Source organism: Allosediminivita pacifica, assembly GCF_003054175.1.
GTDB lineage: Bacteria > Pseudomonadota > Alphaproteobacteria > Rhodobacterales > Rhodobacteraceae > Allosediminivita > Allosediminivita pacifica.
The window spans coordinates 1-14,840 of sequence record NZ_QBKN01000022.1; the positions used below are offsets into that span (position 1 = coordinate 1).

Genomic DNA, 14,840 nt, shown 5'->3' on the forward strand with positions numbered 1-14,840 from the left:
GGTAATCTTTGACATGACCGCCTCCCATTAAGGATTGTTGCGATCCCACCTTGGCACAGCGATGCCGTCGGGGGGCGGTTACAGCATCAAAGCCGTACAGAACGGAAACGCCAATGACCCAACCTCCCCCCCAATCTCCCCTTCGAAAGGAAAATGGCGCGAAGCGCCCACAGTGGTGGGCCTTCGCCCAGGATAGCATCGCGCGCTTGCGCGCAACCGAAACCGACATCGTCGAGCTTGAGCGACGCGCCAAGGCTGGCGACACCGCCGCTGTCGACACTTTGATGGAGTATGAAGGCGGCGGCAGCCCGAAACCGCCTTCGCGCCGCGCGGGCTCCGGGACGCAGTCGGCCGCCGTGGCCATGGGAAGCGTGAGCAGCGCGCCCCATCTGTCACCAGAGGAGTGGGACGCGATCGCGGCAGATGGCGGCGATCCATTGGCCACAGCTACGGACGGCAGCACCCGTCCCGCAACCCCGCTTCCCCTCCGCGACGTGATCTTGCTGGTGCGCCTCGCCGCAACCTTCCGGACTGCGGAGAGCTGGGAGGCAGGCCTCCAACCCGGAGCGATGACGGTCGTGGTCGGCCTCGAACCCAACCTTTCCCTTGGAAAGTTGCTGACTGGGGCAATGCTGCCGGAGGGCTGATCGACCCAGAGCCGGGCGCCTCGCGCCTCGCATCCGGTGCTCCAGCTGCCTGACCGTCCAGTCTCGGAAAAGGAACTGGAGCGCTTGCTCCACCATCCGGCGCCAATCCTGCTGCCGGTCGCGAAGCAGGAGCACTTGCCAACTCTCGTCGGCTCCAGCGAGACAGGCGCGCGCGTTCTGGTCCTCGAAAAGGTGAATGCCGATATCCTGCTCTTCGCCCTGAGCGTCAGCCACAGCGCGACCGGACGGATCGATGCGGACAGCGTGCGGGCAATCTTGCCCAACGACGAAAGCCTGGCCGGTTTGGAGGCAGGACATCTGGCTATGGCGTGCCGCGCGCCGACAGCCAGAGAAGTAGCAGAACGGATCTCGTTAATGACTAGGACGGCGCCTGCAGGCGAGGTCGCACGGGAGCGCTCCGGTCCAGCCATCATCGACGGCACCACGCCCGCGCATCAAGCTGTCCGAAACATCGTGGCGGATCTTGCGGCGTGGCAGGCTGGCGATCTGAACTGGAGCGAGATGTCACGTTCGCTCCTCGTTCATGGCGCTCCAGGCACGGGCAAGACCTATCTTGCCCGGCAACTGGCCGAGGCCGCTGGCGTCGCTTTGGTCGAGGGCAGCTTTGCCGACTGGCAGGCTGCCGGACATCTTGGACATATGCTTGCCGCGATGATCAAGTGCTTCGACGAGTCGGTCGCGAAAGCGCCCTGCGTCCTGTTTGTCGATGAAATCGACGCGGTCGGGTCGCGCTTCGGCAGCGATCAGCATGGGATGAGCTATCGGGTGCAAGTCGTGAACGGCTTCCTTCAGCAAATCGACCGGCTGGCACGCACCCCGGGCGTGATCCTGATCGGGGCCTGCAACCAGATCAGCCGGCTGGACCCAGCCATCACGCGCCCCGGCCGCTTTGACCAGATCCAGCAGATGCCACTTCCGTCGCTTGCAGATATCAGGCGGATCCTGTGCAAAGGACTGGCGGATGCGCTGCCGGACAACGAGGTCGACAGCCTGGCCCGCGCCGCCACGGGCAAGACCCCCGCCGAACTCGATGCCGCATTGCGTGCCGCCACCGCGGACGCGCGGCGGCAACGGCTGCCCATGTCATCCGACCTGATGCGCCGACACCTCGGGATCGATTGGCCCAACCCGGCGCTTCTGCGTCGTATCGCGGTCCACGAAGCCGGTCACGCGCTTGCCGCCGAGCTGCTGGTTCCAGGATCTGTCGTGAAGCTCAGCCTCTCTGACCGCGACGGTCGGACCGAACGCCGTTCGACCTTCGTCGAACTGACTGTCCAAGAGATCGAAAACGAGCTTCTGATCCTCATGAGCGGGCGCGCGGCCGAGAGGCTGGTGCTCGGCACCATCTCCGGCGGCGCAGGTGGAGATCGTGAGAGCGATCTTGCCATGGCCACAGGGCTAATTCTGCAAATGGACCGAGAGCTGGGCCTTGGCCACAACGGCGATGGTTGGCTGGGGCCAGCCGACATGCACAGGCTGACCGAGGAGGAGAAGCAGTGGGTGAGGGCGAAGCTGAGTCAGGCCATGAGGCGCTCAGAGAACTTGCTGATGCCGCAAATCGACCAGCTACGTGAAGTGTCAGCCGTGCTCATCGACGCCCGTGAACTCCTCGGCTCGGCGATTAGGCGTATGATAGCTGGACCGGATCGAGAACCCCTGCTTGATCTTAACTAACCGCTGAGAACTACTTGTCTGGCCGGCCAATCTCGATACCCTTCCCTTGTGCTACAACTGTTGCACATAGACGTAACACAGACAGCGACCCGCGCAGAGCAAATAGAAGTGTTTTCAGTGCCTTACAATGTGGTCGAATTTTGCTCCGCGCCCTACCGCCGGAGCCAAAATCCCCTAAATGGTTGAGCCCCGACCGGAGTCGGAGCCACGCGTGCACGTGCACATTATGGTGCACGAACGCGTGCCCGAACCGGTGCACGGATCCCGACTCCCGGATGCCCTGGAACCCGTTTTCGGAACATTGGCGTGCTCGGAGTCGGACACACCCGCTATCTCGAAATGCGCCCCTCGGGCTTTCTCTTTCGCCGCCGTCTGCCGAAGGCCTGGGATAGAAACCTGTTCTCTACCCACATCGAGCGGGAGGATGTTGCCCACTCGTTGAAGGCAATCCGAAACCTGCCGAAATACCGATGCTGAAGGTCCGCCACGAAAGGAAATGCCTGCCCCGAAGGTATCAGGGCCGCGATTTTCCTGAGTTTCGGGCGGCAGCGCGCCAGGTCGGCATTCTTCTCATCGAACTCGACCTCGCAGAAGAGAACCCATTCATGTTTGCCAATGGTTCCGCATGGAGGAGGCCCGCCTTCCGCGGCGGGACCGCCCGAGGGGGGAGCATCACATGCAAGTTATTCAGGATGCTTCGTCTCAGCGCTGCGGCGCGGAGATTACGAAACGCTCGCCGCGTTCCCGCAGCATGGCGTTGGACACCGTCACGAGGTGTTCTTCCATCAGCCGTGCTGCCTCGCGGGGATCGCGGTCCATGACCGCCTGAGTGAGCGCCTCGTGCTGACGGCCAAGCTGGGACATCCGGCTCTGTGAATGGGTCAGCCGCCGCTCGTCGGCCCAGCGGGCATGCCGGCGGACGGCGCGGATCGACTGGTAGATACTCAGGAACAGCGGATTGTGCGCCAGTTCGGCGATCCGGTAGTGGAAGACAGCGTCGGCAGCTTCGTAGGCTTCAGGATCATTGACCGAAAGGGTCGCGCGCATCAGGCGGTCCAGCGAGGCCAGTTCCGACCGGGTTGCGCGGTCCGCGGCGAGCGCCGCAAGCGCGGGCTCCACCTCCATGCGGACTTCCATGACGTTCTGCGGCGTCACCTGCCGCGAAATCGTCTCGTGGCCGGCGACCTCGAGCGCGGGGGGCGGCGCGACGAAGGTGCCCTGCCCCTGGTGACGAAAGAGCCGCCCCTCTTCCTTGAGATGATCGAGCGCCCGGCGCAGCCGCGCACGGCTGATCTCCATCGTCTCGGCCAGACGGCGTTCGGGCAGCAGCCGGTCGCCTTCGACGAAGTCGCCCGCGTCGATGCCCTTCAAGAGCCGTTCAACGATCTCGCCGTCTTCCATCGTCTGCCTGTCCTGTTCCGGAGTATCATTCATCCGGCATGCTGGATCAGATCGCGCAGCATGTTGAGCGCCGTTGTGATCAGGAAGAGTCCGAAAAGCAGCCTCAGTCGCGTCCGCGGGATCGCATGCGCGAGCCGGACCCCCACGCGGGCGAAGGTCGTTGTAAGCGGAACGAGGCACACCAGCGCAAGGAGGTTCACGTAGCCGATGGAGAACGGCGGAAGGTTTTCCTGTCCCAAACCGGTCAGCGCATAGGTGATCGCGCCGGGGACGCCGATGACAAAGCCGATGGCCGCGGAGGTGCCCACCGCGCGGCGGATGTCATAGCCGAGGAAATTGAGCGTCGGCACGCAGACCGTGCCACCCCCGATCCCCATCATGGCCGAGATCATGCCCGCCCCCACGCCCGAAGCGGCCCAGACCGGGGTCGAAAAGTTGCGCGTGGCGCTGCCGTCCGACGCCTTGCGAAAGATCATGTCGAGCGCCACGAGCAAGGCCACTGCCGCGAAGACCGCGATCAGCACCTGCCCCGAGACCAGCCCGCCGATCACCCCGCCCAGCACGGTGCCGACAAGGATCCAGGGCGCCCAGCGTTTCAGGAGACCCGTGTCGATGGCGCCCTTCTGCCAGTGTCCCCACGAGGATGACGCCGAGGTGAAGATGATCGAGGCCAGTGATGTCCCCACTGCCACCTGCATGGTCAGGCCCGGGTCCATCCCCGTGAGCGAGAGCGAGATGTAAAGCGCGGGGACAATGACGATCCCGCCACCGACGCCCAGAAGCCCGGCGAGGACCCCGCCGAACATCCCCGCAACGACCGCCATCCCGACGAAGAGCATGACCTGCGTCGCGTCCATCACAGATCTTCCTTGCTGGTGGCGCGAGAGGCCGTGGGGCGGCCCTCCTGTTGGCGGCGTTCCTCCGCCTCGGCGATAGCGGCGTCGATCGGGCGGCGATCCACCATCCCCGAAAAGTTGTCCGCCGTCGGGAACGTCTCGGCCACCATCAGGTAGCGTTCGCCCGCAACGTCGAGCAGGCGTTCGAGCTCGGCCAGTGGATCGGCATCGTCATCCACACGCAACGACAGATGCGCGTAGTCCTGGCCGCGATGGATCACGAGCCCCGCCGCCTGGCGGCCCCGCTTGTCGCCGCCGGCCGCTTCGCCCGCCTTCATCGCCGCCAGCAGCCGCCGGGCCAGCGGTCCCGAGGTCTCGGCAAAGGCGCGCGAGGTTTCCTCGATCACCTCGGGACCGGTCAGCATGTTCCCGGCAACGGAATGGTCGTCACGGATCAGGTGCCCGGCCCAGTCCGTGCACTCCGCCCCGGTGTGGGCGGCAAAGCGCCCCTCCGCGTCCATGACATGCGCCTGCCTCAACGCCTGGCCCGCATCACGGGACTTGAAGGTCTCCAGAACCTCCTCGGCGGAATGGCCATCGGCCAGCAGCGCCAGCCCCTCGACGCCCCAGAGCGGGTTGACGAAGGCCTGCGTGGCGACCGCTGCCCGGGCGCCGACGTAAGGAACCGCCGCGCCGCAGGCGAAAAAGCGTGAGGCGACGGCGATGCCGATTTCGCCCGTCTCAGGATCCGTCGCGAGGATCGAATAGGTCATCAGCGGCCCACCGCGTAGGCCTGCATCAGACGCGGGGTCGCGGCCGACCGCAGAAGCCCGTCGGGTTCGCGCAGGGCTGCGGTCAGACGCCCCACCGACCATTCCGGCGCAACCTGCACCTTGTGGCCGCGTCCGCGCAGATCCTCGATGACCGCATCGCCGAAGTTCGGCTCGATCATCATCTCGGCGGGTTTCGCCGCGCGCGGATAGAACGAGGCCTGGAAGTGCAGCGAATGGAACAGCGGCGCGTCCATGCCCTGCTGCAGGCCCAACCCGTGATGCACGAAACGCAGGAACCAGATCAGCTGCCACTGATCCTGCTGGTCGCCACCCGGCGTGCCGAAGGCCAGCAATGCGCCATCCTCGCGCTCGGCGATTGTGGGGGTCAGCGTGGTGCGCGGGCGCCGTCCGGGGGCAAGCGTTGTCGGCTGACCGTCCTCGAGCCAGAACATCTGGGCGCGCGAGTTCAGCGGAAAGCCAAGGCCTGGCACCACCGGGTTTGATTGTAGCCATCCGCCCGAGGGCGTCGCGGCCACGGCGTTACCCCAGCGGTCGATGACGTCGAGGTGTACCGTGTCGCCCTTGCGGTCGGTCAGGTGCGCCATGGTGGGCTCCTGCGCGATCACCTGGCTTGCGCCGTAGTCTCGGCTGGCGCGTGCGATGGCGGCATCCGCCCAGTGCTCAAACCCCGGCACCCGACCGGGACGCTGCTCGGTCGAGGCTTCGGCCGAGATCAGCTTTGCGCGCTCCGCGCCGTAGCCAACCGACAGCAGGTGCTCCATCGGGATCTCGGTGTGATCGGGATCGCCGTAATAGGCCTCGCGGTCCGCATAGGCGAGCTTCATCGCCTCGATCACCGTGTGCACGAAGTCTGCGCCCAGCGGGTCCATAGCGGCGAGGTCGAAGTTCTTGAGTATCTGGAGCGCCTGGAGAAGCACCGGCCCCTGGCTCCAGCTCTGGGTCTTGGACACGCGCCAGCCGTGGTAGTCAATGGAAAGCGGCGTCTCGACCCGCGCCTGCCAGCCCGCCATGTCGGCCTTGGTCAGCACGCCGCGGTGATGGCTTTCCGAGACATCCATCACCTTGGCATCGGCCAGGTAGCTGTCGATGGCTTCGGCGACGAAGCCCTCGGACCACGCCGCGCGTACGGCATCGATCCTCACCTCGCGGCTTTCGCCCTCGGCGGTATCCGCAAGCCGCTGGTAGGTGGCGGCAAGGTCAGGATTGCGGAAGAGCGCCTGCGCCTGCGGCAGCTCGCCGTCCGGACACCATGTGGCATGCGAGCTCGGCCAGTGCTCGGCGAAATACTCGGCAAGCCCGCCGATCTGGTCGGCGACGCGCGGCAGCAGCGGGTGGCCGTCGCGGGCGTAATCGATGGCGGGCGCCATCACCTCGGACGGCTCCATCGTGCCGTAGTCGCGCAGCATCAGCACCCAGCCGTCGAAGGCGCCCGGAATGACCGTGGCGAGCAGGCCCGAGCCGGGGATCAGCGCGTGTTCGCCACCAAGCTCCTTGCGGTAATGCTCCAGCGTCGCGCCGGCAGGCGCAGGCCCCTGGGCGGCAAGAACCTGTGTTCCGCCCTTTCCCACCGCGTGAAACAGCGCCGGCAGGTCGCCCGCCGGGCCGTTCAGGTGCGGCTCCACCACCTGCAGGACAAGCCCCGTCGCCACGGCGGCGTCGAAGGCATTGCCGCCCTTTTCGAGGATGCTCATCCCGACCGCGGAGGCGATCCAATGGGTCGAGGTCACGGTCCCGAAGGTACCGCGGATCTCGGGGCGGGTGGTGAAGTCGGTCATGCGTCTCTCGTTCGTCTGTCAGGTTTCGCGAGGGTCGAGCGCATCGCGCAGCCCGTCGCCCAGAAGGTTGAAGCCAAGCACCACGAGAAAGATCGCGATGCCGGGCCAGAGCGCCATCCAGGGCGCCTGGTTGAGAAAGTTCTTGGCGGTATTGAGCATCGATCCCCAGGAGGGCGCCGGCGGCTGCTGCCCGAGGCCGAGGAACGACAGCGATGCCTCGGCGATGATCGCCGTCGCCACGGTCAGCGTCGCCTGCACCAGCACCGGCGGCAGCACGTTGGGAAAGATGTAGCGCGTCAGGATCTTTCGCGTCGGCAGGCCGATGGCATGCGCGCTTTCGACGTAATCCTCGGCCGCCACCGCGATCACCTGCCCGCGCGTGAGCCGGATGAAGATCGGCGTCGCCGACAGGCCGATGGCGATCATGGCATTGCCGAGCGAGGGCCCGAGAAAGGCCGCAAGCGCAATGGCAAGGATCAGGAAGGGCGCGGCCAGCAGCGCCTCGGTGCAGCGCGAGATGACCGTATCGGTCCAGCCGCCGAAATAGCCTGCCGCAATCCCCAGCGGCACACCGAAGCAGAGCGCGATGGCCACCGACACCACGCCGGCCATGAGCGACGCCTGGGCCCCCCAGATCAGCCGCGACAGCACGTCCCGCCCGATCTCGTCTGTTCCAAAGGGATGCGCCGCCGAGGGGGCAGCCCGCACCGCCGACCAGGACGTGGCCGTCGGATCCTGGATCGGCAGGATCGGGGCCGCGACCGCGATGATCACGAAGAAGGCCACGAGGAACACGCCGAGCATCGCGCTCCGGTGCGAGCGGAACTTCTTCCAGACCCGGTTCTCGGGCTTGGCGTCGAGTACGGAATCAGCGGTCGCGGGATCGGACACATGGGCCATCAGGATTTCCTCAGGCGCGGGTTGAGGGCAAAGTAGGCGGCGTCGGCCAGCAGGTTCATCACGATGAACCCGACCGCGGTGCAGAGCACGATCCCCTGCACCACGGCGTAGTCGCGGTTGAACACGGCATCGACCACAAGCTTGCCGAAGCCCGGGATCGTGAAGATCTGCTCGGTCAGCACGGCGCCCGCGACCAGTTCGCCAAACAGAAGTGCTGTCAGCGTGACAATGGGGACCAGCGCGTTGCGGAAGGCATGGCGCAGGATCACCCGCCGTTCATAAAGCCCCTTGGCCCGCGCGGTCCGCACGTAGTCGGATTTCAGCACGCCCAGCATCGCCGACCGCGTGTGGCGCATCAGCGTCGCGGCCAGCGCCGTGCCAAGCACAAAGGCGGGCATCAGCATGGTGGTGATCGACCGCACAAGGTCCTCGCCCGGCGGTGTGTAGCCCGAGGCCGGCAGCAGCCCCCATTTCACCGAAACCAGCAGGATCAGCATGATGCCAAGCCAGAAGTTCGGGATCGAAAGGCCGGACAGCGCGACGACATTCGCCGCATAGTCCACCACCGTGCCCTTCTTGACCGCCGACAGGATCCCCGCCGGCACGCCGATCACGACCGCGAAGATCAGCGCCATCACGGCAAGCTGGATGGTCACCGGCAGCTTCTGAAGCAGAAGCTCGCTCACCGGTTGGTTGGTGCGCAGCGAGATGCCGAGATCCCCCTGAATCACCCCACCGATCCACTTGAAGTACTGCACCGGCAGCGGGTCGTTCAGCCCGTATTTCTCGCGCAGGAATTCGATGGTCGCGGGATCACGCTCTTCGCCCGCCATGGCGAGGATCGGGTCGCCCGGCAGAAGCTGCTGGAGCAGGAAGACGAATACCGAGATCAGCAGGATCGTCGGAATGGCGACGAGCAGTCGGCGACCGATGAAGGCGAGCATGGCGCATGTCCTCGGTGAACGTTGGCGAAGACTCCGCGCCCCGGTCGGGGCGCGGAGAATGACGGATCAGTCCTCGAGGCTCACGCCTTCAAGACGGATCATGCCGTCGGGGTAAGGCGTGAAGCCGGACACGGCGTCGCGCAGGCCCCAGATCCAGGTCTGGTGGTAGAGGTAGATGATCGGCAAATCCTCGACGAGGATGTCGCGCGCCTGATCGTAGTACTGCTTCCGCTCTGCTGTGTCGGTGGTCGTCCGCGCGTTGTTGAGCAGTTCATCCACTTCCGGGTTGGAATAGCCGGAGTCGTTGATACCGCCGCCAGTGGTCATGAACTGGTGGATGTTGCCGTCGGGATCGACGCGACCCGACCAGCCAACCTGGCTTGCCATGTAGTCACCGGCCGACTGATCCTGCAGCATCGTCGCGAATTCCTTCGAGGTGATCTCGATGGTGATACCCGCCTCGGCGGCCATGGCCTGCACGACCTGCATCACCTGCTGCGGTACAGGGCTGTTGGGGGCCTGCACCTCGACGGTCACGCCGTCCTCGAAACCGGCCTCCGCCAGCAGCGCCTTGGCTGCCTCGACGTCGCGCTCGGGGATCGGGTGATCCTGATCGTACCAGGGCGAGTTCGGCGGGAAAGACTGGTTGCCCGGGGCAAAGGCGCCGTTGAAGACGACCTGGTTCAGGGCGTTGCGGTCGATGGCGAGGCTGAGCGCCTGACGGACGGCGGGGTTCTCGCCGATCGGGCTGTCGGCGCGATCACCGTTGCCCACGTTGATGGTCATGCCCTGGTAGCCCAGCGAAACCGCGCTCGCGACCTCGATGTCGGATGCACTTTCCGCCTGTTCGAGGTCGGTGGCGGCAAGTCGATCGATAATGTCGACGTCGCCCGACTGGAGGTTGGCGAAGCGCACGGTGTTGTCCGGGATGGGCAGGTAGGTCACGCTGTCGAAGTTGATCTCGTCCGCGTTCCAGTAGTCGTCGAACTTGGTCAGAACGATCCGGTCCTGCGCCACACGGTTGTCGAAGGCAAAGGGTCCCGAGCAGACCGGGTTCAGACCGAAATCGGCACCCGCCTCTTCGGCGGCGGCCGGAGAGATCATCATGCCGGCGCGGTCGGCGAACTGCGCCAGCAGCGTGGCATCGGGCTGGGCGAGGCTGATCTTGATCTCGTATTCGCCGGTGACCTCGGTCCCGGTGATCGAGGCAACCTCGGACTTGCGGCGGCTTTCCTCGAGCGTCTGGCTGCGGTTGATGTTGTAGGCGACCGCCTCGGCGTTGAAGGGCTCGCCGTCATGGAAGGTCACGCCCTCGCGCAGCTGCATGGTCAGCTCGGTCTGGTCGTCGTTCCACGACCAGTCGGTGGCAAGCTGCGGAATGAGGTCAAGCTCGGGCGTGATGTCCACCAGCTTGTCGCAGAGCGCGGTGTAGACGATCCGGCCGACGAAGGTCCGCGACTGATCGGGGTCGAGCACGTCGGCATCCGATTGCAGCGCGATGCGCAGGTCCTGGGCCTGCGCACCCACGGCGGTGGCGCCAAGCAGGATGGCGGTGAGCGATAGTTTTCGTAGCATAAGAGATCCTCTCTGTTGCAGTCAGGACGGCGTTGGTCGCCGTGCGTTGGTTGGTCGGTTCAGGCGCCGCGATCCGCGATCGCCTCGGCATACATGGCGAAACGCCGCTCGGCGCCTTCGCTCCGCCCCGATCCGGTGACCGCCACGGGCGATCCGTGTTCGGCGGCGATTTTCTCGGCGTGATGGCAGGCAGCCCCCTGCCCCGGCGCCATTTCGCGCATCTCGGGCACGCGTTTGCGGCACTCTTCGGTGGCGAAGGGACAGCGCGTGTGGAAACGGCAACCGTCCGGGGGCGCCGATGGGCTGGGCGTCTCACCCTTGAGCGCCATGCGGTCATGCGCCCGCCCGTAGACGGGCTCGGGCACCGCCGAAAGCAGCGCTCGGGTGTAGGGGTGACGCGGGTTGGCAAAGACCTGTTCGGACGGACCTGTCTCGACGATCTGGCCAAGGTACATGACCGCGACACGGTCGCTCATGTGGCGGATCACGGCCAGATCATGGGCGATGATCACCAGCGTCAGGTCGAACTCTTCCTTGAGATCGTGCAGCCGGTTGATCACCTGCGCCTGAACGCTGACGTCCAGCGCGCTGACCGGCTCGTCGCCGATGATCAGCCGCGGACCGGATGCCAATGCCCGTGCGATGCCGATGCGCTGGCGCTGCCCGCCCGAGAACTCGTGCGGATACCGGCCCGCGTGTTCGGGGCGCAGGCCCACCCGACCCAGAAGTTCGGCCACTTTCGCGCGGCGCTCGCGCGCCGAAAGCTCGGGCGAATGGGTCTCCAGCGGCTCGCCCACCAGTTTGCCCACTGTCATGCGCGGGTTCAGCGAACTGAACGGGTCCTGAAAGACGAACTGCATGTCGCGCCGCAGATCGCGCAGCGTGCGCCCGCGCAGTCCGGCGATCGATCGCCCGTCGAACAGCACGTCGCCCTCGGTCGGGTCAAGAAGCCGCATCAGCAGCCGCGCCAGCGTGGATTTCCCGCAGCCGGACTCTCCGACGATGGCGAATGTCTCGCCGCGATGCACCTCGAGCGACACGCCGTCGACCGCACGCACGGTATTCGCCGTCCGGCCAAGACCGCCACCGCTGCGAAAGTGTTTCCGCAGGTTCACGGCTTCGAGGATGGTCTCACGCATCATCCGGCCTCCAGGCGCGTCTCGAGGGGGGCATAGTGGCAGGCGACGTGGTGCTCGCCCGCGACAGGCGCCAGCTTCGGCACCTCGCGGCAGGTTGGCCGCGCAAAGGGACACCGGGTCGAGAACCGGCATCCCTCGGGCATGCCATCCGGTGTCGGCACGAGGCCCGGCACCGTCGACAGCCGTTGACGGGGCCCCGTCAGACGCGGGACCGAGCTCATGAGGCCGATGGTGTAGGGATGCTGGGGATCCTCGAAGATCTCCTGTGCGGTGCCGATCTCGACGATGCGGCCCGCGTACATGACCGCCACGCGCGTCGCGACCTGCGCCACCACGCCAAGGTCATGGGTGATCAGGATCGCGCCCATCCCCGACCGCGTTTGCAGGTCCGCGATAAGGTCGAGGATCTGCGCCTGCACGGTCACGTCGAGCGCCGTGGTGGGCTCGTCGGCGATCAGCACAGAGGGATCGTTCACCAGCGCCATCGCGATCATCACCCGCTGGCGCATCCCGCCCGACAGCTGATGCGGATATTCGTCGAGTCGTTGACGTGCTGCCGGGATGCCCACCTTCTCCAGCGCTTCGAGTGCCCGCTCGCGCGCCTCGGCCTCTGTTCCCCCACGGTGATGGCGCACGGCCTCGGTGATCTGGTTGCCGATCCGGAAGGCCGGGTTCAGCGAGGTCATGGGCTCCTGGAAGATCATCGCCATTCGGTCGCCGCGCAGCCGCGAGAGCCGGGCAAAGTCGCCCGCGTCGATGGTCTCGCCCTCAAAGGTGACCGTGCCGCTATCGATCCGCACCGCATCCGGCGGAAGAAGTCCCATGAGCGACAGCGCCGTCACCGACTTTCCGCAACCAGATTCGCCCACGATGCAGAGCGTCTCGTTCCGCCCGAGCGTCAGGCTCACCCCATCGACAAGGTTCGCCGACTGATTGCGAAAGCCAAAGGTCAGCCCCTCGATTTCCAGCAGCGGTGGCGCAGTTTCGGTCATCCGTTCCCTCTCGGTCCGGTCGGCGCCCCTGAACCACAGGAGCAACCAAATCGGTATTGGTTGGACACTGCGCTGCGTTTTGCGAGGGCGTCAAGTCAGCCCACAGAATAAACTGTTCCGTTGACATTGGGGAACCCGGCGGGTGCCCAAGAACGCGGCATCGCCGTGCGAAGCGGGCGTCAGAACCTGGCTGCGCCAGACGGCGGGCGGGGTTTCGTGTCCTCCGCGCCACCGGCGCGGAGGCTGTGTCGGGGTTCAGCGGGTGGTGACGAAAAGCTGACGCGGGAAATTGGTCAGCCGCTCGGCGCCGTCGTGGCGCACCACGATCGTCTCGGACATGCCGAAGCCCTTCGCCAGCACGTAAGTGTGGAAGACCATGCCTTCGGCAAAGCTCCAGTCAGCACCGGGATGCGCCTCAAGCGGCTCACCACCATTGGGCTGCAGCAGCAGGCCGACCGAGTAGAAGGTCTTGTTGGTATAGGTCTCGCGCAGGCCCGCCGAGAGGACCCCGTCGCGATAGATCGCATCGGGCACGGTGGCCGCGACCCCGGGAGCCACGGCGGCCAGCGCATCGTCCTGGATCGAGACCAGCAGCTCGGCCAGCCGATGGTCCGCGTCGCTTGCCTCGGTCACGCGGATCGGCCGCATGAAGCGGGCATGGTAGTGATGGTTGTTCGGCGTCACTTCAAGCTGGACGATGTCGCCGCGCTCGAGCACCCGGTCCGAATAGCCCCCGTGCAGGTGGTAGGCGCGTTCGCCCGACGACAGAACACCCGGCCCCGGCAGATCGGAGCCCTCGCGGATCATGGCGGCGCAGATCTCGGCGGCCATCTCGCGCTCGGTTACACCGGTCCCCGCGGTGTCGATGCCCGCCTGCATCCCCGCTTCGGCGGCCCGCGCGGCGCGCATCTGGTAGGCAATCTCCGCCTCGGACTTTATCAGCTTCATGCCCGGCACGAGCGCGGATTCGTTGATGAACTCGGCACCCGGCATTGCAGCGCGAATGGCCTCCCACCGGGTGGCGTTCAGCACCCAGGCGTCCATTTCGACACCGATGCGGGCAGCGCGTCCCAGCCGCGACCGGATCGCCCCGACCGCCACGGCGGTACGATCGTCGCTGTCGGTCCAGAGCACGCGGTCGGGAAAGACACAGGTGCTGTCGAGGTAGTATTCCTCGACGTCACGGGCAAAGAGCGTCGGCTGCCCCTCGGCCGGAATGATCGCGAACTGGAAGGTGCCATAGGCGCGGGTGAAATAGCCCGTGGTCCAGGTGACGGTCTCGGGCAGGAAGGCCAGCAGCGCGTCGAGCCCCTTGTCCTTCAACGCGGCCTGCACACGCCTGACCCGTGCATGGTATTCGGAGGGCTCGAACCAGTAGTTTGTCTGCACCATATCTTAGTCTTTCTGAACCATCTCGACGAAGCGGGTGATCATGGTCTTGGCCTCCGAAGCCTCGTGCGCGCTGGCGATGAAATGGTCCACGTCACCACCATCGAGCGTCATGCGCTCACGGGCGCCCTCGAACCACTCGGGGGCCTGGGCACGGGTCACCTCGGGGTGGCCCTGGATGCCCCAGGCCGGGGCGGTTCGATGGCGCCAGACCTGGTTGGGGCAAAGGTCCGAGCTGGCGAGGATCACCATGTCCTCGTGCCCTGCCCGTACCTCGTCGTTGTGCCAGACGAACATGTTGACCGTCTCGCCCCAGTCGGCGGCAAGCGCGTCGTCCTTCGCTGCCTCGGTCACGTCGAGATCCTTGTAGCCGACCTCGCAGAAATCGCGGCGGAACACCTGATCGCGCCCACAGAGCGCGGAGGCCAGGATCTGACTTCCGAAGCAGATGCCGAGTTGCGGTATCTCGCGATCGGCAGCCTCTTCGATAAGGGTGTGCTCGCGATTGATCCAGTCGATGTTCTCGTAGGCGCCGTGCGGGCTGCCCGAGAGGAAGATACCGTCGTAGCCGTCGAGCGAGGACGGGAATTCGCCGTTGGCCGCCCAGTAGCGATCGACCTTCAGTCCCCAGCTTTCGAAGCGGTCGTCAAGTTTCGCGACCGATTGCAGGGTGCGTCCGTTGCCCAGGTAGAGAAGGCGCTTGGTGGCCATCGCGTGTCCTTTCGCGTGTCGTGCATGTCGGGAAGATCGGGA

The 14,840-nt window shown here is 65.8% G+C and carries 13 protein-coding genes; 2 read left to right on the forward strand and 11 right to left on the reverse strand.

Annotated elements, in window-relative coordinates; genetic code table 11:
- Nucleotides 1-113 precede the first annotated feature (113 nt).
- Both C8N44_RS16065 and C8N44_RS16070 read left to right on the forward strand, forming a co-directional pair.
- Complete coding sequence (locus C8N44_RS16065; RefSeq protein WP_107977799.1) at nt 114-647, forward strand: hypothetical protein; 534 nt, start codon at nt 114-116, stop codon at nt 645-647.
- An 84-nt stretch (nt 648-731) separates the two neighbouring features.
- Nucleotides 732-2,342 carry an AAA family ATPase gene (locus C8N44_RS16070; RefSeq protein WP_107977800.1) on the forward strand — a complete coding sequence of 537 codons (1,611 nt, stop codon included), beginning with the start codon at nt 732-734 and terminating at the stop codon, nt 2,340-2,342.
- Between the two features lie 702 nt (nt 2,343-3,044).
- Here the strand turns inward: C8N44_RS16070 and C8N44_RS16075 are convergent.
- The 11 genes from C8N44_RS16075 to C8N44_RS16125 all read right to left on the reverse strand — a co-directional run bounded on the left by C8N44_RS16075 (nt 3,045) and on the right by C8N44_RS16125 (nt 14,798).
- A complete protein-coding gene (locus tag C8N44_RS16075) occupies nt 3,045-3,776 on the reverse strand; it encodes a FadR/GntR family transcriptional regulator (protein WP_244641108.1) in 732 nt (243 codons plus the stop codon).
- Nucleotides 3,773-4,600, reverse strand: coding sequence for a sulfite exporter TauE/SafE family protein (locus C8N44_RS16080; protein WP_107977802.1), 828 nt, complete (start codon nt 4,598-4,600; stop codon nt 3,773-3,775). The genes C8N44_RS16075 and C8N44_RS16080 overlap by 4 nt, the downstream gene beginning before the upstream one ends.
- Complete coding sequence (locus C8N44_RS16085) at nt 4,600-5,352, reverse strand: DUF1028 domain-containing protein (RefSeq protein WP_107977803.1); 753 nt, start codon at nt 5,350-5,352, stop codon at nt 4,600-4,602. Before C8N44_RS16085 ends, C8N44_RS16080 begins: the two co-directional genes overlap by 1 nt.
- On the reverse strand, nt 5,352-7,148 hold the full coding sequence (locus C8N44_RS16090) for a gamma-glutamyltransferase family protein (RefSeq protein WP_107977804.1): 1,797 nt from the start codon (nt 7,146-7,148) through the stop codon (nt 5,352-5,354). Before C8N44_RS16090 ends, C8N44_RS16085 begins: the two co-directional genes overlap by 1 nt.
- Before the next feature lie 18 nt (nt 7,149-7,166).
- Nucleotides 7,167-8,048, reverse strand: coding sequence for an ABC transporter permease (locus C8N44_RS16095; protein ID WP_107977805.1), 882 nt, complete (start codon nt 8,046-8,048; stop codon nt 7,167-7,169).
- On the reverse strand, nt 8,048-8,992 hold the full coding sequence (locus tag C8N44_RS16100; protein ID WP_107977806.1) for an ABC transporter permease: 945 nt from the start codon (nt 8,990-8,992) through the stop codon (nt 8,048-8,050). The genes C8N44_RS16095 and C8N44_RS16100 overlap by 1 nt, the downstream gene beginning before the upstream one ends.
- A gap of 66 nt (nt 8,993-9,058) precedes the next feature.
- A complete protein-coding gene (locus tag C8N44_RS16105; protein WP_107977807.1) occupies nt 9,059-10,567 on the reverse strand; it encodes an ABC transporter substrate-binding protein in 1,509 nt (502 codons plus the stop codon).
- 59 nt (nt 10,568-10,626) lie between these two features.
- On the reverse strand, nt 10,627-11,706 hold the full coding sequence (locus tag C8N44_RS16110; protein ID WP_107977808.1) for an ABC transporter ATP-binding protein: 1,080 nt from the start codon (nt 11,704-11,706) through the stop codon (nt 10,627-10,629).
- Nucleotides 11,706-12,698, reverse strand: coding sequence for an ABC transporter ATP-binding protein (locus tag C8N44_RS16115; protein WP_107977809.1), 993 nt, complete (start codon nt 12,696-12,698; stop codon nt 11,706-11,708). Before C8N44_RS16115 ends, C8N44_RS16110 begins: the two co-directional genes overlap by 1 nt.
- 255 nt (nt 12,699-12,953) lie before the next feature.
- Nucleotides 12,954-14,090, reverse strand: a complete 1,137-nt coding sequence (locus tag C8N44_RS16120; protein ID WP_107977810.1) for a M24 family metallopeptidase — start codon at nt 14,088-14,090, stop codon at nt 12,954-12,956.
- Between the two features lie 3 nt (nt 14,091-14,093).
- Nucleotides 14,094-14,798, reverse strand: a complete 705-nt coding sequence (locus C8N44_RS16125; RefSeq protein ID WP_107977811.1) for a type 1 glutamine amidotransferase — start codon at nt 14,796-14,798, stop codon at nt 14,094-14,096.
- Nucleotides 14,799-14,840 lie beyond the last annotated feature (42 nt).